19 protein-coding genes are annotated in these 18,255 nt (G+C 66.1%); 9 read left to right on the plus strand and 10 right to left on the minus strand.

Features of this window, described 5'->3' with window-relative positions; translation table 11 throughout:
• Positions 1-958 (plus strand): dihydrolipoamide acetyltransferase family protein (locus tag GTP41_RS26420; RefSeq protein WP_161028579.1); only part of this gene is annotated, 958 nt, incomplete at its 5' end.
• Between the two features lie 2 nt (positions 959-960).
• Positions 961-2,358: a dihydrolipoyl dehydrogenase gene (gene lpdA / locus GTP41_RS26425; RefSeq protein WP_161028580.1), complete on the plus strand. Its 1,398-nt coding sequence runs from the start codon at positions 961-963 to the stop codon at positions 2,356-2,358.
• 22 nt (positions 2,359-2,380) lie between these two features.
• Here lpdA and GTP41_RS26430 read toward each other — a convergent pair whose 3' ends face one another.
• The 5 genes from GTP41_RS26430 to GTP41_RS26450 form a co-directional block, all read right to left on the minus strand.
• Positions 2,381-2,731, minus strand: a complete 351-nt coding sequence (locus GTP41_RS26430) for a hypothetical protein (RefSeq protein WP_161028581.1) — start codon at positions 2,729-2,731, stop codon at positions 2,381-2,383.
• Between the two features lie 117 nt (positions 2,732-2,848).
• A complete protein-coding gene (locus GTP41_RS27235) occupies positions 2,849-3,913 on the minus strand; it encodes a DUF799 domain-containing protein (protein ID WP_229503100.1) in 1,065 nt (354 codons plus the stop codon).
• Between the two features lie 13 nt (positions 3,914-3,926).
• The gene (locus tag GTP41_RS26440; protein WP_161028582.1) at positions 3,927-4,283 is read right to left on the minus strand and encodes a DUF4810 domain-containing protein; all 357 of its coding nucleotides are present in this window, start codon (positions 4,281-4,283) and stop codon (positions 3,927-3,929) included.
• Between the two features lie 14 nt (positions 4,284-4,297).
• Positions 4,298-4,975, minus strand: coding sequence for a CsgG/HfaB family protein (locus GTP41_RS26445; RefSeq protein ID WP_161028583.1), 678 nt, complete (start codon positions 4,973-4,975; stop codon positions 4,298-4,300).
• 446 nt (positions 4,976-5,421) lie between these two features.
• On the minus strand, positions 5,422-5,634 hold the full coding sequence (locus GTP41_RS26450) for a hypothetical protein (protein ID WP_161028584.1): 213 nt from the start codon (positions 5,632-5,634) through the stop codon (positions 5,422-5,424).
• A gap of 249 nt (positions 5,635-5,883) precedes the next feature.
• Here GTP41_RS26450 and GTP41_RS26455 point away from each other — a divergent pair, with 249 nt between their 5' ends.
• Complete coding sequence (locus GTP41_RS26455; protein ID WP_161028585.1) at positions 5,884-8,223, plus strand: ATP-binding protein; 2,340 nt, start codon at positions 5,884-5,886, stop codon at positions 8,221-8,223.
• Positions 8,224-8,238: 15 nt separating this feature from the next.
• Here the strand turns inward: GTP41_RS26455 and GTP41_RS26460 are convergent, their stop codons facing one another.
• The gene (locus GTP41_RS26460) at positions 8,239-8,916 is read right to left on the minus strand and encodes a DUF5701 family protein (RefSeq protein ID WP_161028586.1); all 678 of its coding nucleotides are present in this window, start codon (positions 8,914-8,916) and stop codon (positions 8,239-8,241) included.
• Between the two features lie 87 nt (positions 8,917-9,003).
• Between GTP41_RS26460 and GTP41_RS26465 the strand changes: the two genes are divergently transcribed.
• From GTP41_RS26465 to GTP41_RS26480, 4 genes are all read left to right on the plus strand, one after another.
• Positions 9,004-9,777, plus strand: a complete 774-nt coding sequence (locus GTP41_RS26465) for a TetR/AcrR family transcriptional regulator (RefSeq protein ID WP_161028587.1) — start codon at positions 9,004-9,006, stop codon at positions 9,775-9,777.
• A gap of 118 nt (positions 9,778-9,895) precedes the next feature.
• Entirely contained in the window at positions 9,896-11,395 is a 1,500-nt protein-coding gene (locus tag GTP41_RS26470) for a hypothetical protein (protein ID WP_161028588.1), read from the plus strand.
• Between the two features lie 22 nt (positions 11,396-11,417).
• Positions 11,418-11,996 (plus strand): hypothetical protein, encoded by a 579-nt coding sequence (locus GTP41_RS26475; protein WP_161028589.1) that lies wholly within the window; start codon positions 11,418-11,420, stop codon positions 11,994-11,996.
• The gene (locus GTP41_RS26480) at positions 11,993-12,457 is read left to right on the plus strand and encodes a hypothetical protein (protein WP_161028590.1); all 465 of its coding nucleotides are present in this window, start codon (positions 11,993-11,995) and stop codon (positions 12,455-12,457) included. The genes GTP41_RS26475 and GTP41_RS26480 overlap by 4 nt, the downstream gene beginning before the upstream one ends.
• Before the next feature lie 39 nt (positions 12,458-12,496).
• Here GTP41_RS26480 and GTP41_RS26485 read toward each other — a convergent pair whose 3' ends face one another.
• Positions 12,497-13,096, minus strand: a complete 600-nt coding sequence (locus GTP41_RS26485) for a DUF3617 domain-containing protein (protein ID WP_161028591.1) — start codon at positions 13,094-13,096, stop codon at positions 12,497-12,499.
• An 85-nt stretch (positions 13,097-13,181) separates the two neighbouring features.
• Between GTP41_RS26485 and GTP41_RS27880 the strand changes: the two genes are divergently transcribed.
• The gene (locus GTP41_RS27880; RefSeq protein ID WP_308700887.1) at positions 13,182-14,822 is read left to right on the plus strand and encodes a methyl-accepting chemotaxis protein; all 1,641 of its coding nucleotides are present in this window, start codon (positions 13,182-13,184) and stop codon (positions 14,820-14,822) included.
• Here GTP41_RS27880 and GTP41_RS26495 read toward each other — a convergent pair.
• The 3 genes from GTP41_RS26495 to GTP41_RS26505 are packed head-to-tail and all read right to left on the minus strand — an operon-like array spanning position 14,819 to position 16,806.
• Positions 14,819-15,520: an SOS response-associated peptidase gene (locus GTP41_RS26495; RefSeq protein WP_161028592.1), complete on the minus strand. Its 702-nt coding sequence runs from the start codon at positions 15,518-15,520 to the stop codon at positions 14,819-14,821. The genes GTP41_RS27880 and GTP41_RS26495 overlap by 4 nt on opposite strands.
• Positions 15,489-15,878: a cupin domain-containing protein gene (locus tag GTP41_RS26500; protein ID WP_161028596.1), complete on the minus strand. Its 390-nt coding sequence runs from the start codon at positions 15,876-15,878 to the stop codon at positions 15,489-15,491. The genes GTP41_RS26495 and GTP41_RS26500 overlap by 32 nt, the downstream gene beginning before the upstream one ends.
• Position 15,879: 1 nt before the next feature.
• Entirely contained in the window at positions 15,880-16,806 is a 927-nt protein-coding gene (locus tag GTP41_RS26505) for a ribonuclease Z (protein ID WP_161028593.1), read from the minus strand.
• Between the two features lie 191 nt (positions 16,807-16,997).
• On the opposite strand from GTP41_RS26505, the gene GTP41_RS26510 reads away from it, so the two are divergent.
• Positions 16,998-18,077 (plus strand): SGNH/GDSL hydrolase family protein, encoded by a 1,080-nt coding sequence (locus GTP41_RS26510; protein WP_161028594.1) that lies wholly within the window; start codon positions 16,998-17,000, stop codon positions 18,075-18,077.
• The last annotated feature ends 178 nt before the right edge of the window (positions 18,078-18,255 follow it).

Genomic DNA, 18,255 nt, shown 5'->3' on the forward strand with positions numbered 1-18,255 from the left:
CGCGGCTGCACCAGCGGCGTCGCTGCCGGCGTCGAGCGTCGCGCAAGCGCAATCGCCGGCGCGCGTGGCGCGCGATCCGGGCGAACGCCCGCTCGCGTCGCCCGCCGTGCGCAAGCGCGCATGGGACATGGGTGTGGAACTGCAGTACGTGCACGGCACCGGCCCCGCCGGCCGCATCCTGCATGCCGACCTGGATGCCTACGCCGCGCGCGGCGTGCAAGGCGCGCCGTCGGCCGCGCCGGGCGGCTACCGCGAGGTCCATACCGAGCAGGCCATCCCCCTGGTCGGCCTGCGCCGCAAGATCGCGCAGAAGATGCAGGAGTCCAAGCGCCGCATCCCGCACTTCTCCTATGTCGAGGAAATCGACGTCACCGAGCTGGAAAACCTGCGCGTGCGCCTGAACGAGCAGTGGGGCAAAGAGCGCGGCAAGCTGACCGTGCTGCCGCTGCTGGCGCGCGCCCTGGTCGTTGCGCTGCGCCAGTTCCCGCAGATGAATGCGCGCTTCGACGACGACGCCGGTGTCGTCACCCAGTATGGCGCGGTCCACCTCGGCGTCGCCACCCAGACCGACGCCGGCCTGATGGTGTCCGTCATGCGCCACGCCGAGGCGCGCGACATGTGGGCGTGCGCGGCCGAGATCAGCCGCCTGGCCGACGCCGCGCGCACCGGCAAGGCTACGCGCGACGAGTTGTCCGGCTCCACCATCACCATTACCAGTCTGGGCGCCCTGGGCGGCATCGTCACCACGCCGGTGATCAACCATCCCGAGGTTGCCATCATCGGGGTCAATAAGATCGTGGAACGGCCCATGGTACGCCAGGGCGGGCTGGTCGTGCGCAAGATGATGAACCTGTCGTCCTCGTTCGACCACCGCGTGGTGGACGGCATGCACGCGGCCCAATTCGTGCAAGCCATCCGCACCTTGCTGGAATGCCCAGCGATGCTCTTCGTGGAGTAAGAATGAACCAACATACCACTACGCTGCTGGTTGTCGGCGGCGGCCCCGGCGGCTATATCGCCGCCATCCGGGCCGGCCAGCTCGGCATCCCGACCACCCTGGTCGAAGCCCATGAGCTGGGCGGCACCTGCCTGAACGTCGGCTGCATCCCGTCCAAAGCGCTGATCCACGCGGCGGAGGAATTCGAAAAGGCCACGCATTTTGCCAGCGGTTCGGCGCTGGGCATTTCGGTGCAGGCGCCGCGGATCGATATCGGCCAGACCGTCTTGTGGAAGGACGGCATCGTCGGCCGCCTCACCGGCGGCGTGGCCGCCTTGCTGAAAAAGAGCGGCGTACGCGTCGTGAAAGGCTGGGCCAATATTGTCGATGGCAAGACGGTGGAAGTGCTGCGCGACGGTGAAAGCCCGCAGCGTATCGGCTGCGAGCATTTGCTGCTGGCCACCGGCTCGCACGCGACGGAGCTACCCTTCATGCCCTTCGGCGGCCGGGTCATCAGCGCTACCGAAGCGCTGTCGCCGAAGACCGTGCCGGGCAAGCTGGTGGTGGTCGGCGCCGGCTATATCGGCCTGGAGCTGGGCATCACCTACGCCAAGCTGGGCGCCCAGGTGCACGTGGTGGAGGCGCAGGAGCGCGTGCTGCCGGCCTACGACACCGACCTGACCCGGCCGGTGGCCATCGCGCTCAAGGGCCTCGGCGTGGAAACGCATCTTGGCTGCTCGGTGCTCGGCCTGGACGAGGCGGGTGGTGCGGTGCGCATCCGCAATGGCGCCGGGGAAGAGGCGGCATTGGCGGCGGACCAGGTACTGGTGGCGGTCGGGCGGCGCCCGAACACGCGCGGCTTCGGTCTGGAAAAGCTGCGGATCGACATGGACGGCCATTTCATCAAGGTCGACGACCAGTGCCGCACCTCCATGCGCGATGTGTGGGCGATCGGCGACGTGACCGGCGAGCCAATGCTGGCGCACCGTGCCATGGCGCAGGGCGAGATGGTGGCTGAGATCATCAGCGGCAAGCGGCGCCATTTCACGCCCGCCGCCATTGCGGCGGTGTGCTTCACCGATCCCGAAGTGGTCGTGGTGGGCGCCACGCCGCAGCAGGCGCGCGCGCAAGGGATCGACTGCATCGAAGCCATGTTCCCGTTCGCCGCCAATGGGCGCGCCATGTCGCTGGAATCGAAGGACGGCTTTGTGCGCGTTGTGGCGCGCCGCGACAACCACTTGATCGTCGGCTGGCAAGCCGTGGGCAAGGCGGTATCCGAACTATCCGCAGCGTTTGGCCAGTCGATTGAAATGGGCGCGACGCTGGAGGACGTGGCCGGCACCATCCACGCGCACCCGACCCTGGGTGAAGCGATCCAGGAGGCGGCGCTGCGCGCGCTGGGGCACGCGCTGCATATTTAACGCGCCGGGGCGGCGCGCAGGCTTACTCGTCGTCGAATTCTGAGGTGAGGTCCTTAAAGCCCTTGCGCACCGCAAACGGCAGGAATTCGTCGGGTGTATCGAGAACGAGCAGGCGCTTCTCCTGGATGACGGGGTCGCCCGGGGCCAGGTCCGGGCCGCTGTAACCCAGTGTGCGCAGGCGGGCGCTGATCTCGGCGATCAGCTTTTTATCCTTGTGCAGGCCGTCTGGCGCGGGGGCGGCCAGATCGACGTACAGGTCGATCACGCCGTAGCCTTCGTCAAAGATGCGGATGGATTTGATCTTGACGGCACGGCCGCTGCCGTCGGTGGCGTCGAATGCGCCGCTGAGTTGGATGTCGGTGTCTTGGTTCATGGCGGGAGCATACACCAAATGGCATCGGGGGCGGGGCAATTGCTTGTCCGCCGCCGCTTCAGACGTTCTGACAATGCACGCGACGGGCGGGGCTGCCAGCCGTCGCGTGCGCCGTCGTTAGTTGCGCTCCATGGCGGTCACCGCCTGCTGCAGGGCGACATCGGGCGACTTGCCCGCGCGGATGAATTCCTCCTTGCGGTCCATTACCCAATCGAACAGCTCTTGGCGGTACCAGGCGGACGATGGGTCCAGGGCCTGGTGCTTGGAGCGGGCCTTGGACAGCACCTCGGCATAGCGCTGCTGCTCCGCATTGAGCGGTGCCGCTGCTGGCAAGGCTGCCGGCGCGTACGATGGCGCTGCGGCTACCGGCGCGGCTGCGGCGATCGGCGCCGAGGCGACGGGCGCCGCGACCGGCTGCGGGACTACCGCGGCCGGCTGAGGGGCTGCCACGACCGGCTGCGGCGCGGCGCGCGCGGTTTCCACCAGGCGCGGCACGGGTTCATTGCCGGCAACCGGCATGCCGCGGTCGCGCCCCTTGAAATTGGGCGAGCGCGGGCCGTACAGTACGCCGCGCGCCTGGCCGCCACCCAACAGCATGCCGTTGGCGCGGGCCGCCACCTCGTGGCTGCGGTTGAGCGAGGAGTTCATGATCTGCGTCACCACGGCCTTGATCAGAAGGCCGGCCAGGCCGCCTGGCGTATTGCCGCCCTGGTTGCCATCGTCGACCACGGTGACTTCGCCATCCCACAAGACCGCGCGCGTCTTCAGGTCGACCAGTTTGGCCTGGGCGCTGATGGTGATCACGCTGCTGATGACGTTATAGCTGCTGCCAAACTTGTTCACGTTCATGTACAGCGCGGCGTCAGCACCGAAGATCTGGTGCAGTTTTTGCGTGTCCACATTGTGGATGTCGGCGGCGCTGGTCAAGCCGTTTTGCTTGAAGGTCTCGTTGACCAGGGAAACCGGCATCACGTAGTAGCCAGCCTCCGCCAGCGGGTAGGTCACGCTGGAGTACATGCTGTTGGTGGCCTGCACGTCCGGCGAATTGTTCACCGGCGGCAGCACCAGGATCGAACGCGGGCTGCTGGCCTCGAAGGCGCTGTAGTCGTAAGGTTTCTGTGCCTGGTTGGCGCAACCAACGGCCAGGACTGCCGGTGCCAGCACCGCAGCCAGTTTCAACATGCTTTTTGCCATTTTAGTTGCGTTCCTTGCTCATGGTTTCAAGCAGGCGGTTCATATAGGTTGCCGACTCAGGGAACAGACGCTTCTCCTCCTGGAACTGGGCTGCGACCAGCTCGTTGCGGCCCACCGCCGAATACAGCATGCCCAGGTGGGCGTGGAAGCCCGGCGGCGGTTTTTTGCCGGCCGATGCCATCTGCTGCAAATCCTTCTCCAGGTCCGCGATCTGCTGGTTCGGGCTTTCACCATTGAGATGCTTGTAGACCTGGGGCTGGTAGGACCCCCACTGGTAGAGCGAAGGGTTGCTCTGGCAGCCCGCGAGCACGCAGGCTGCAAGCGCCACGGCGGACGCTTTGGCGAATCTGAGTTTCATTGGCGAACGGGTCCTTATTTGGAGGCGGTGAGTGCGCCGGCTTCGACGCCAGCCACCAGTTGTTCGACTGCTTCGCGCATGGCCAGGTCCAGCACTTTGCCGTTCAGGGTGGCGTCATAGCTGGCGGTGCCGCCAAAGCCCAGCACTTCGCGGTTGGACAGGCTGAATTCGCCGGCGCCGCGCGCCGAGTAAACAACCTCGGAGGTATTGATGTTGACCACGTTCAGGGTGACCTTGGCGTAGGCCACCTGGGTCTTGCCACGGCCGGCCAGGCCGAACAGTTGATGATCGCCCACTTCTTTGCGGCCGAATTCGGTCACGTCGCCGGTTACCACAAAGTCGGCGCCCTTGATGTTCTGGCCCTGGCGTTTGTAGTCGGCTTCTTGTTTCAACTGCTCCATATTGTCGCGGTCCAGCACATTGAAACGGTTGGTCAGCTGCAGGTGTGAGATCAGGATGGTCTTGGCCTGGCTGCCGAGGCGGTCCACGCCGTCCGAGAAGATGCCGCGCTGGAAGCTGGAGCGGTTGTCGAAGCGCCCCACGGCGATCAGGCTGCGCGGGCCAACGTAAGGGCGGCTGGCGCTGGCGGATGGCTGCACGGGGATGGCGCGTGAGCTTTCGGTTGCACAACCCATCAGGGCCGAGGTGAGGCAGGCGCCGATCAACAGCGTACGAGTAGGGGACAGACCCATTTAAGCTCCAGGAATTTTTTCGCCGGCCAGGCGGAGATGTTGATAAAAAGGCAGTATTTACTATGGGAATTATACGTTATTGCATTAGAGAAAAGTATCTAACTGTTGGCTAATTGCCACCATGGCCTGGCCGGGCCAGCCAGGCGGTCACGCTTTCGGGGACATTGGTGTCCTTGACCGGCGCTAGGCGGCGCGGGGCAGCACTTGGGCGTCGACCTGCAGGATGAATGGAACGTGGGGCCACGGCGCGGCGGCGCATGAACGCCATTTCGGCAAGCACGGCATGGTCGGCGATGCCGGGGATCTCGAATGTGATCCAGCCGGTGCTGCTGGAAGAGAAGGGGAAATGGGTGGCGCGCCCCGGGAATTCCAGGTCACCACGATACCGCGCGCGAGGCGACCGGCAAGTGCCAGCGCTCGCTCAGGATCGGAGCGAGAGCTGCTGACTAGTGCTCGAAACGATTCGCCAGCATGGCGTTCACGCCCGGCGCGATGGATTCACGGCCGCGGCTCAGGCGGTACAGCTGCATCAGGCTGACATCATTTTGGGCGGCACTTACCGCGACGCTGGCACCACGGGGGCGATGGATGTCTTGCAAGAACTGCACGAGTGCGGCAACCAGGGTCAGTGGACGGAGGGCGTTGGCGTTGGTGTTCATGATGGCTCCTTTGCTGAAGTACTGGAACCAGTATGGACTTCGTTTAGATATAAGGCCAATTGCGAATTTCGATATCGGCCATTCATAAAGCATATAAAATCAGGCTGGGCCGGCCTGCAGTGCGCACGCACGCGGCGTCGCCCCAGGGCTCGTCGGGCAGCAGCACTGCCGCCCCGGGCGCACGGTGAGGATTGCACGCAACGGAACGGGGCACAACGTCCTGTATGATGCGCTGCATCGGGAGGCAATATGTTCCTCACTATTCAGGATGTAAGCTGGCACCGCCAGTTGCTGATTGCCCTTTCCCTGGTTGCGGTCGTGACCGGCTTGCAGCTTGTGCTGAGCATCTTCATCGGCGTGCGCGCCCCCTTCCTGTTCTTTATGCCCACTGTGGCGCTGGCTTCGGCCCTGTTCGGGCGCCTGGCCGCCATCACCGTACTGGGGAGCGGCGCCCTGTACGGCGTCTTTATCCTGGACCCGACGCATGTCGTCTGGGTCGATGCGCCGGCCGACCGCATCGCCATCCTGGTGTTTATGGCAGTCGGCGTGCTGTTTTGTTACCTGGGCGACATGGTGCGCAAGATTTCGCACCGTGCCCGGGTGGCGGAACTGGCGTTGTCGGAAGCGCGCCTGAAACGGGAGGTCGACACCCTGACTGTGTTCCAGGAAATGTTTGACCAGGCGCCCGGCTTCATGACCGTGCTGCACGGTCCGCACCATGTGTACGTGATGGAGAACCAGTCGCACCGCAATTTCCATGGCGACCGCGCCATCATCGGCTTGCCAGCGCGGGATGCCTTTCCGGAGCTTGACGGGCAGGGCATCCTCGAAATCCTGGACGATGTGTATGCCAGCGGCGTCACGCGCACTGCCTACGAGGTGCCGCTCCTGCTGCATCGGCGGTCGCAGGAGCTGGCCGACCAGTTGTATATGGACTTCGTGTGCCAGCCCTTGCGCGACGACCACGGACAGGTGAACGGCCTGTTCGTCGAGGGCTTCGACGTTACCCCGCAGAAGGAAATGCGCGACGCGCTGCGCGAAAGCCATATGCGGCTGCAGCAGGGCCTGGCTGCGGCGCGCATGACGTTCTGGACCTGGGACATGGCGTCGGACCAGGTGGAGTTCGCGGACAATGCCGGCGCGGTGTTGCAGGCCGGCGCCGGCGAGCTGGCCGCCTCCTGGCATATCATCGACGCGGACGAGCGCCCCAAGCTGGCGCGCCTGCGCGCCACGGTGCTGGCGGGCAGCACGAGCGGCGTGCAGGTGGTCAGACGCACGCCGCCTGGCCAGGCGCCGCTCTGGCTGGAACTGCGCGCCACCGCCGTGGCGGATGGCGACGGCGCGCTCACGCATCTGCGCGGCGTGGCAATCGACGTGTCGCTGCAAAAGAAGGCGGAGCTGCTGGTGGCGGAGCACGAGACGCAGCGCCGTTCAGCCGTTGCCAAGGCGGAGACGGCGCACCAGCGCTTGCAGCTGGCGGTCGATGCGGCCGGCCTGGGCGTCTTTTACTGCCCGCTGCCGCTGGAGCACATTTACTGGAACGATACCTGCAAAGCGCAGTTCTTCCTGCCGCCGGAAGCCAAGGTCGATGTGGAACTGTTCTACCGCATGATCGCCCCCGAGGACCGGCCGCGCGTCACCGCTGCGGTGCAGCGCGCGGTGGAAGCGCAGTCTGGCTACGACGTGGAATACCGCACCGTGGCGCCGGATGGGCGCACCCGCTGGATCCGCGCCAAAGGCAGGGTGTATTGCGACGAGGGCGGCGTGCCGGTGCGCTTTGACGGCATCACCATCGATATCCAGCAACAGAAGGAGGCGGAAGCCGCGCTGCAGGCCGCCAACCAGCAGAAGGACGATTTCCTGGCGATGCTGGCGCACGAACTGCGCAATCCGCTGGCGCCCATCAGCTCCGCTTCCAGCGTGTTGTTGAAGCGCAAGCACGGCGACGAGGAAGTGCGCTACCTGAGCCAGGTGATCAGCCGCCAGGTCAAACACATGGCCGGGTTGCTGGACGACTTGCTCGACGTGTCGCGTGTTACGCGCGGAAAGATCCGCCTGGAGTGCGTGCCGGTTGAACTGAAGGCTGTGGTGGCGGACGCGGTGGAGCAGGTGCACCCGCTGGTGCGGCGCCGTGGACACCACCTGTCCCTGCACCTCACGCCGGAACCCACCGTGGTGGCCGGCGACGCCAAGCGGCTGGTGCAAGTGTGCGTCAACCTGCTGACCAATGCCGCGCGCTACATGGCGGACGGGGGCACGATCGACCTGGTGCTGGCGGTGGAAGAGGGCGCTGCCATGGTGAAGGTGTGCGATACCGGCATCGGCATGAAAAGCGAGCTGATTCTGCGCCTGTTCGACCTCTTCGTGCAGGGCGAGCGCACGGTCGACCGGCAGCAGGGCGGGCTGGGGATCGGGCTTTCCCTGGTCAAGCGCCTGACCGAGTTGCATCACGGCACGGTGGAGGCGCACAGCGCCGGTCCGGGCAAGGGCAGCCAGTTCACGGTGCGCTTGCCGCTGGCGGCCTGCATGCCCGCGCCAGACCAGCACGGCGGCGAGCCGCTCGCCATCCAGGACATTCGCGCCGCCTAGCGCCGGGGGGGGCGCTCAGGCGGCCACGTCGCACTGCGGCGGCGCGGCCTGTAACGGTGTAAAGCTGACCGCCGGCGAACGCGCGAGGCAAGATGCAGCGCCCAGCCACGTATGCGGGTTGCCCGCCCAGCACCAGCCCAGGCGGGGCTGGTTTTCGCTCAGCCAGAGCGCCGGAACACGCTTGTCGCCGCAACGCGAGCCTAGCATCAGGAAGCAATGGTTCGGTTGCAGGAATTCGGGGTAATGGGTGAGCAGTGCAATGCCTTCTTCCACGGTTATGGGCGCGCGCCCTTGCGCTTGCAACTGCCCGAGCGCCGCTAGCGGCGTGGCGTTGCGGGTTTCCATGCCGCGGTCTATGTCCAGCAAAAGGTAGGCATGGCCGGGCGGCAGGCCCAAGTCGTCGATTGGCTGGAAGCGTTCGGGCTCGATGGGCGTAAGCCGTTCGATGGCGCGCTTGCCGCGCCGTTCCACCAATGGCAGCATGGCGCGAACCGGCAGGGCTGGCGAGTTGATGACCAGCGCGAACGGCAGCTTGCCATCCTGCGGCAGCGGCGCCGGCATAGCGCCAGCGTCGGGGAGATAATGCGCCAGCCCGGCCAGCGCCTGGCCGAAGGCGTGCCGGCCCACGCCAATCGATTCGGCATAGCCGAGGGCGACCAGTCGATTGACCTGCTCCAGAAAGACTTGCCTCATACGCTGCTCCTTCAATTAATTCCGTACAGTGTAAAGCGTAAGTTTCTGATAATCTCCGTACAGTGTCAATAGTTTGGGGGTGTTTTTGTGAAATCGGAATTCAGCGGTGCGGGCGATCCGCAGCGCAGCCTGGAACTGTTATGGGGGACCAGAGAGGCGCCAAAGCGCGGGCCCCGGCCAAGCCTGACTGTCAGCCGCATTGGCGCAGTGGCGATCGCACTGGCAGACGGCGAGGGGCTGGCGGCCCTTTCCATGCGGCGCGTCGCGGACGAGCTGAAGGTGTCCGCCATGTCGCTCTACACCTATGTGCCGGGCAAGGCTGAACTGCTGGACGTGATGCTCGATTGCGCCTATAGCGAGCTGGCGCCGGCACAGGGGTCCGGGCCCGGCTGGCGCGCACACCTGGAGGAACTGGCGCGCAGCAGCCTGGCCCTGTATGTGCGGCACCCTTGGATGCTGCAGGTGGCGACCCACCGCCCGGCTCTCGGGCCGTACGCCATGGCGCTGTATGAACGCGGCTTGCAGGCGGTGGCCGGCGTGGGCCTGGGCGAGTTGGAGATGGACCTGGTGGTGACGTTGGTTGCCGACTATGTGCGCGGCGCGGCGCGCAGCGCCGTGGATGCGGCGCAGGCGCAGGCCGCCACCGGCCAGACCGACGCCCAATGGTGGGCGCGTTATGAACAGGCCTTCCAGGATGTGTTCGATGCTGCCCGTTTCCCGCTGGCGGCGCGGGTCGGCCGCGCGGCCGGCGAGGCCTACCAGGCGGCCCACGACCCGCAACGTGCATTTGAATTCGGCCTGGCACGCTTGCTTGATGGCCTGGACGGCTATATCCGGACGCGCACATCCAGTGTTGTTTAATGGATACTGTTTTCTATTTTTATACTGAGGATGACAACACAATAGGAAAGCGGTGCAAAATCATGGCTCAGAATTTTCCGATTAGCGGAGGAGTTACATGGGTTGCACGCTTCACAGGATGGTCGTCCTCCTCTCCCTGGCCGGGCTTGCGGGCTGTGCCAGTTTCTATAACGCGGGCAACGACAAGATCGCGCAGGGCGCCAGCAAGGTGTTTGCCGAGGCCGGCATCGGCAAGGCGCTGGAGGCGGAGCGCGCCGCCCTGGTCAAGAACCAGGCCGAACGCCAGGCCCTGGTCAAGCGCTCGCAGCTGGCGCTGCGCGACGCCAGCCTGGCGCTGATGGTGGATGGACCGAGCGCGTCCAGCACCTGGGGCGCGCTCGCCTCGTTGGCGGAAGAGCGCATCGTCCAGATTGCAGGCAGCGCCGACGTGAGGCTGGGTGCGGGCTGCGGCGGCTCCCTGGGCGTGGCCCGGACGGAAATGCAACACGCTGCGACCAACCTGCTCCAGATGCGCAGCCAGCTGGCGATCAAGATGGCCGCCATCAAAGACGCGCCCGAGTTCTCGTGCACCGGTCAGCCGACCGTGCTGGCGCCTCACCTGGCAGCGGATGTGGAGCTGGCGGCCATGGTCGGCCTGTACGACAACTTGTGCATCGACTCGCGCAAGGCGGCGCAATGCATTGCCGGCCTGTCGGCGGGCAGCAGCGGCCTGCTGGCGCAGAAGCGCAAGGAGCTGGAAGATATCGCGCAGGCGCGCGAGGGCATCGCGACGGAGGTCAGCAACCGCCGCGCGCAATACAAGGCGGCCCTGGCGCAAGCGGACAAGCAGGAAGGTGCGCCAGGCGCCGCCGCGCAGCTGGCGGCCGACCTGGCGCAGGCGCTGGAAGGGCTGGACAAGGTGCAGGCCAAGATCGGATCGGTCAAGTCGAACCCCATCCTGTCGCGCCTGGGCGAAGCCGGCCGCCTCGCCGCGCTGAATGAGAAGAAGGAGCTGCTGGATGGCTATATCGCCGCGCTCTCGGGAAGCAAGGACAAGGGCACGGCCAGCCAGGCCCAGCACCGCGTGCTGCTGGTCTCGCAGCTGGTGAACCGCGCCACCGGCAAGGCCGCGCCGCCCACGGCGGGCATCCTGATGGAGGCGGAACTGACGCGCCAGCAAGCAGCGGCGGCGCAAAAGCGCGTCGAGCGCGCACTGGAAAGTGAACGCATCATCAAAAGGCAGCGCGACCACCTGCTCGATGAACTGGATTTCCTGCTCGACGCCCGGGCCAACCTGGCAGCCGCCCGGCCAGCCTGCAGCGGCAAACCCTTGCATGTCGCCTTGAACAGCGGCAGCGCCAATCCCTGCAGCATGCTGGCGGCCAAAGCCCTGCTGTCCTTCTCCGGCGCCTGGACTGCCGGCCGGGTGCCGCTGGAGCAGGGCGAGTACCTGCTGGTAGACCAGATGGAGCTGGCGGCGCTGGACGAATCCGAAGCGGCGCTGGCGCAAACCGAAGGCGTGGTGAACGCCGCCATGGCGCAGATCGTGGCGCTGCACGCCAGCGGCATCAAGCCGGAAGACATCGCGGCTCTGGTGCAGGCGATCAGCCTGCCGGTCATCGCCGCGCGAGTGAAGTGAGGGAGGCAAGATGCGTTTGACAATGAAAACACTGGCTGCCGGCATGGCCCTGGTCCTCACGGGCTGCGGCGCGATGCGGCAGGATATGGAAACCGCCCGCGAGAACACGCGGGAGATCGGCCTGCTGGTGCAGTCGATCAGCCAAAGCGCCGCGACGTTCCAGAAACAGCGCGACGCCATTGCCGTCTCGTCCAAAGTGCATCGCGACAACCTGGAGTCGCTCGCCATGCGCTACGAAGCCGACGCCTACCGCGCCGCGGCCGCCTGGAATGTGGCGGGGCAGAAGGAGCGCCAGCACAGCTTTGAGTCGGTGCGCGAAGAATCCGGCAAGCTGCTGGCCCGCATCGAGGAGAAGCGGGCGCGCGAACTGGCGCAAGCGCAGGAACAGCGCGATACGCGCAGCGCGGTGCTATACCAGGGCACGAAACTGAATGAAGCCGCCTTGGCCCTGATCGAGCTGGCCGAGCCCGAGTCGCGCAAGGAGCACGCCAAGTTCTACTTCTCCTACCTGAAAGACGTGCGCGAGTCGATCAAGAAGGATAGCGAGGCCGAAGCGGCAGCCCAAGCCAACGCCGCCAGCAAAGCAAAGGATAAACCATGAGCAGCCTGTTCCTCACCCCCGCCGCCACTAACAAAGGGGGCGCTGGCGCCACCCCGCCGATGCCGACATCGCCCGGCAGCCTTTACCTGATCGGCCTGCTGGCCAAGCAGGACGGCTTGCGCGTCGCGAAAAACGCGCTGGTGGCGCGCGCCGCCTATGCGGACAAGGAGGAAACCCGCTTCATCAACGTACAGCTGGGGAACATCCAGTCCGATTACGCGCGCATCGCCGCCATGATCACCGCCTACCTGTCCAGCAGCGCCATTGTGCAGCCGATCAGCCAGCAAGGCCTGGCCCGCATCCGTGCCACCGTGGAGCAGCTGCAGGACCTGGTCGCCAAGCGCGACCGCGCCGCCAACATCCTGCAGCTGGTAACGCAATTGCTGAACGAGTGGGACGGGCAGGACGCGCCGCAAGACGGCGGCGGCAACGCCTTACGCATTGAAGGGGATGTGATCTGAGGCCAGCGCAAACGCCGCGGGTTCTTGCAGCTGCGCGCCTTAACCTTCCTCGCGCGGCGGCACGGCGCCGCAGTCGCTGCCTTTCCAGCGCGCGGTCACTTCCTGCGAGGCGTGGAATTCGCCGCCCGTGAGGTTGGCGTCAGGACCGGTCATTTTGCCGTCGCTCACCATTTTAAAGCGCCATTCCTTCGGGCTGGAGACGGTGTACTCGCCGCTGCCCTGGTAGCCGGTGCCGTTCGGTCCCTGGCAGACGGCCTTGAATTTGGCGCCAGCGCTGCTGGCCGAGAGGATGTCGAGCTTGCAGCCGCGCGCCGCATCTTCCATCTTGCGCTTGACTTCGTTGGTGTCGATGCCCTTGGCCACCTGGGCCGGGGTCAGGCACACCTGGACCGGGCCGGCGCCGCCACGGCCGCCCATTTTCTCTTCCATGATCTTGCGCTGCTCGGGCGTCATGCGCGCCATCATGCGCTCGCGCGCGGCGCGCAGGGTTTCGGTGGCATTCTGGCCGTTGATCATGGTGACGCGGGTTTCCTCCCACAGGCCCGGCGTCAGCTTGAGCGGGATGACTTCGGCCTGGCTGGTGAAGGGGATGGCCGCCAGGCTGGCGGCGATGGCAAACGCTTTGACTGCAATGTTCATATCTGGCTCCTCGCTCGGAAAGCGACGATCATAGCAAAAAGTTATCGCGGCTGGCGCAAATTGTGACAGCTTAAGAAAGCGCCGCATGGCACTTACTTTCGGGCCGGGCCGCCGCTATATTGCTTCCATGCTGAACAATCTCTCCATTAAGGCGCGCCTGGTGGCCGCGCTGACCATCCTTGCCACCTTCACGATCGTCACCGGCATCTCGGGCATCTTCAGCCTGGCCGAATCGAACCGCTCGCTGCGCGCTGTGTATGAGGAGCGCTTGCTGGCGCTGGGCGAACTCGATAGTGCTATCCGCGCCATCCTGGTCAACCAGGTCATCATCGCGGAAGCGGCCAGCGGCGATGCGGCGCGCTTGCCGGCGATCCTGGCGCCGGTAGAGAAAAACCGGGCGGAGTTCAACCGGCAGTGGAAGGCCTATTCCAGCGCTGTGCGTACGCCAGCCGAGCAGACACTGGCGGCTGAATTCGCGACGGCGCGCGCGGCCTATGTGCGCCAGGCGCTGGACCCGATGCTGGCCGCCGCGCGCAATGGCGACGGCGAGCAGGTGAAGGCCTTGCTGTCGGGGCCGATGCACGCGACCTTTGGGCCGCTGCGCGCAAAGTTCGACGCGCTGGTGGCCTGGCAAGCGGCCGAGGGCAAGCAGGAGTTCGAAGCGTCGCAGCGCGAGTACGCCGCCTTCCGCCGCGTGGTGATCGGCCTGCTGGTGCTGGGTGTGCTGCTGGCGGCCGGCGTTGGCTACTGGCTGGTGCGCAGCATTACCTTGCCGCTGGGGCGCGCGGTGCGCATTGCGGAGAAGGTGGCGGATGGCGACCTGACGCAGCTGATTGAAGTCCACAGCGCGGATGAAACCGGCAAGGTGCTGGCGGCCCTGCGCGATATGAACGACAGCCTGGCCGGCATCGTCGGCAAGGTGCGCCAGAGCAGCGACACCATCGCCACCGCATCGAGCCAGATCGCGGTCGGCAACCTGGACCTGTCGTCGCGCACCGAACAGCAGGCCAGTTCCCTGCTGCAGACGGCGTCCTCGATGGAAGAGCTGACCGGCACCGTGCAGCAGAACGCCGACAACGCGCGCCAGGCCAACCTGCTGGCGGCCAGTGCGTCGGAAGTGGCGGTGCGGGGCGGCGCGGTGGTGGGGCAAGTGGTGGCGAAGATGGGCGTCATCAACGACTCCGCGCACAAGATTGTGGAAATCATCGCGGTGATCGACGGTATCGCTTTCCAGACCAATATCCTGGCGCTCAACGCGGCCGTCGAGGCCGCGCGCGCGGGCGAGCAGGGGCGCGGTTTTGCGGTGGTGGCGACGGAAGTACGCAACCTGGCGCAGCGTGCCGCCGCTGCGGCCAGGGAAATCAAGGACCTGATTGACAGCTCGGTGGGTGAAATCAAGGAAGGCAGCCGCCTGGCCGACGACGCCGGCGCGACCATGCAGGAGGTGGTGAGCAGCGTGCGTCGCGTGAGCGACATCATTGGCGAGATTTCCTGCGCCAGCGCGGAGCAGAGCACCGGCATTTCCCAGGTCAACCAGGCAGTGGGCGAGATGGACAGCGCGACGCAGCAAAATTCCGCCCTGGTGGAGCAGGCTGCGGCGGCAGCGGGCGCCCTGCAGGACCAGGCCTCCTCGCTGGCGCATGCGGTTGGCGTGTTCCGCCTGCCGCCGCAACGCAGGACGCCCGCGCCGCGCCAGGTGGCGGGACTGCGCCTGGAAGCCGCCTAGAACAGGTCGGCCTGTACGGGCGCCGGCGCGCTGGCGGGCGGCGCCTCGGTCTTGCGCGTCTTTTTCGGGCGCGGCGCGGCCCAGGAGGTCATGCGTTCGGCCGGGAACAGTGTCATGAACGAGCGCGCAATCTCCGGATTGCGGCAGCCCAGCCAGTTATCCCACTCCGCTTCCGGCACGATGACGATGCTGCGCTTTTCCTCGCCGGGTTTATGGAAACGGCGCATCAGCGGGTGTTCGTCCGCGTTCACGGTGAGCTGGGTGAAGGAGTGGCGCGGGCCATCGGCGGTTTGCCATTCATTCCACAGGCCCGCCACGGCGAAGGGCGACTGGTCGGCCATGCCGATGCCCCACCACACCGCCGCGCCGCTTTCGTAGCACGGCTCGTCGAAGGCGGTCATGGGCACCAGGCAAAGCTGGCTGCGGCGCCACGCGAACTTGTAGGAGTGGCGTTCGCCCACCGATTCAAAGCGCGCGTTCATGGTGGCGAAGTCCTTGCTGCCAGGCGGGATGCGCGCCTTGGGCACCATGCCGAAACTGGCCAGCAGTGCTTCACGGCGGCCGTCGGCGGCGTGGCGGATGATGGGGGCGTTGTAGTCGCGGTAGATATCGATCGGCCAGGTCCAGTCCTCCGGCACCTCCACGTCCATCATGGCCCGTACCAGGTCACGGCTGGTGGTCTTGTAGTTCGTGCACATGCTTTCGCTCGACAATCACATAGTGTTTGCGGACCGGCTCCACCACTTCAAACACGCCCTTGAAGCCGGCCGGGATGACCAGGGCGTCGCCCGGGCCGGCTTCGGCGGCGTGGCCGCTTTCATCGATCACGCGGCAGCGGCCTTCCAGTACATAGAAATATTCGTCCTTGTTGGGCGCGAAGGCAATACGCCAGCTGCCTTTTTCGCAGGCCCAGACGCCGGCGTGGACTTCGCCGCTGCTGTTGCTGAAGTGGTTCCAGGTGGTGCGCTGCGGGTTGCCCTCCAGGCGGCGCTCGGCGCGCGGGTGGTCGTATTCGGGCGTTGGCGCCGGCTGGCGGAAGTCGGTAATGGCGGGCATGTCAGAGGTCATAAGTTTGCAAATCGTTGGCGAGCAGCAGTTGGCCGGTGTAGTGCCGGCGCGCTTCGGCTGCCAGCTCAGCCATGCCTTCGCGGTTGTCGTAGCGCGGGCTGAAATGGGTCAGCACCAGGGTCGGCAGGCCGGCTTGTTCGGCAAACTGCGCCACGCGCTGGGCGGAGCTGTGCTGCGGGCCGGGGCCGACCTTCTGCAGCGTCGCTTCGGTGTAGGTGGCTTCATGTACCAGCACGTCGGCGCCCTGGCAGGCGGCGGCCAGCAGCGCCGGCGTGTCGTTGTCGCCGCCGACCACCGCCACGGCGCGCTTGCGGTGCAGCGTGCGGAAGTCGGCGGCGGCCAGGGTGCTGCCGTCGGCCAGCGGCACGTCCTGTCCCTGCTGCAGCAGGCCCCAGGCCGGGCCGGACGGCACGCCGCGCGCGCGCAGGGCGTCGTGGTCGACCTTCCAGCGCGTGTGCTCGAACGTGAAGCGGAAGGCGTAGCTTGGCACCCGGTGCGAGAGCGGGAAGCGCTCGATCAGCAGGCCGTCCGCGCGGTGCACCGCGGCCTGCGCCGCCAGGTCGACGTGGACGAGGTCGAAGGTGAGGAAGAGCTCGGTGTGTTGCAACGTGGCATCGAGCCAGGCTTTGACGCCGGCGGGCGCCACCAGGATCAGCGGCTTCTTGCGCCCGGTCATGGCGGCGCTGGCCAGCAGGCCGGGCAGGCCGTAGCAATGGTCGCCGTGGATGTGGGTGATGCAAATGCCCACCAGGTCGTGCACGCTGAGGGCGATGCGCTGCAACTGGTGCTGGGTTGCTTCGCCGCAATCGACGAGCCACCAGTCACGGTTGAGCGAGGTGTGCACGGCCAGCGCCGTGACGTTGCGGCGCACGGTCGGCACGCCGGATGAGGTGCCAAGGAAGGTCAGTTTCAGCATGCCGCATTATGCCGCAATCGGCCCTTTTCGTGGCCGCCGCGCGACAGCGCAGCGTACCGGCGGAGCCAATCGAATGGCCTGGCGAGCCAGACCGGCGCAGCGCGCGCCGGCAGGGCTAAGATGACTTGTTGGCGCGTTGACTGGTTTTTGACTGGGACTTTCGAACATCCTCACTATAATCGGAGACACGAATGCACACTCGCTTGCGCAATACCCTGCTGGCCGCCGTGGCGTTTTTCACCCTGGGCGGTCCCGCAGCGGCGAATACCCTGACCCAAAACGTTTCCTGGACCATCGACCGGCCCGGCACCACGTCCAAGTACCGGATCGTGGCCTACGGCGATTCCATCTATGCCGGCTACAACGGCTCGGTAACCAGCGCCGCCAAGTACTCGGCGCCGACGGTCGATGCGGAATACCTGTCCGCGCTGTGGAATGCCGATATCGAGAGCGTGCGCCGCACCAAGTCGGGCGCGGTGGCGTCCGACGTCTACAACAACAAGATTGTCGCCGAGCGGTCTTACATGCAGTCGAGCAATACCCGGGTGGTGACCTTTGAAATGTGCGGCAACGACGGCCTGCAGGCGCGTTCCAGCTTCAAGAGCCAGACCGGCACCTGCAACGATGCCGTGCTGACGGCGGCCGAGAACAGCTGCCGCACCTATGTGGCGGCGGCCATGGACTACATCAACGCCAATGCCTATGCCGGCGTGAAGGCGAAGATCATCTCGAACCTGCATTATCCGGGCTATACGGCGGACAACACGCAGAGCAGCTGCAAGGACCCGAATACCGGCGCCACCGTGAACATGCAGCAGAAGTTCCTGCCGTCGCTGGCGCGCATCAACTTTCTGATGTGCGACCTGGCGCGCCAGAAGGGCTTCAAGTGCGCCGACAGCTTCGCCCAGTATATGGGGGCGGACTATGACAGCAACGGCGATGGCGTGGTCGATTCCGAGGCGCTGCGCTATGTGGACGGCGAGAGCCAGGCCAGCTACGTGAACCGCATCGTCAACACGCTGCGCCCGACCATCCGCGACGCCAACGCGCACTTTGTCTCGGCCGGCAGCAGCTACGACTACATCCAGTCCGACGACACGCACCCGACCTACAACGGCTCCACCGTCACAGCGGGCCTGTTCGGCGGCACCACCGGCACCGGCGCGCCGCGCTACACCAGCTTCAGCGGCGGCAAAAACCCGATCTGGAACCAGTTCGGCCATGAGCGCATGGGTTGGGCGGTGTCGGTGTACAACACGCCTACGCCCTGATGCAAGGCTGGCGGCCAAGCAAGGCTTACCTGGCTGCGGCGCTGCTGCTGGCAGTGGGCGCGGCCAGCCTGGCCTTTTTCCTGTGGTTCTTCTGGCGCCCGGCAAGCGCGCCGCAACCCGCGCCGCCGGCTGCATCGGCGCCGGCAGCGCGCGCGCCGGCGCCGGTGGCCGGCGTGCC

Origin of the sequence: Pseudoduganella guangdongensis (assembly GCF_009857475.1) — a bacterium.
Lineage (GTDB): Bacteria > Pseudomonadota > Gammaproteobacteria > Burkholderiales > Burkholderiaceae_D > Rugamonas > Rugamonas guangdongensis.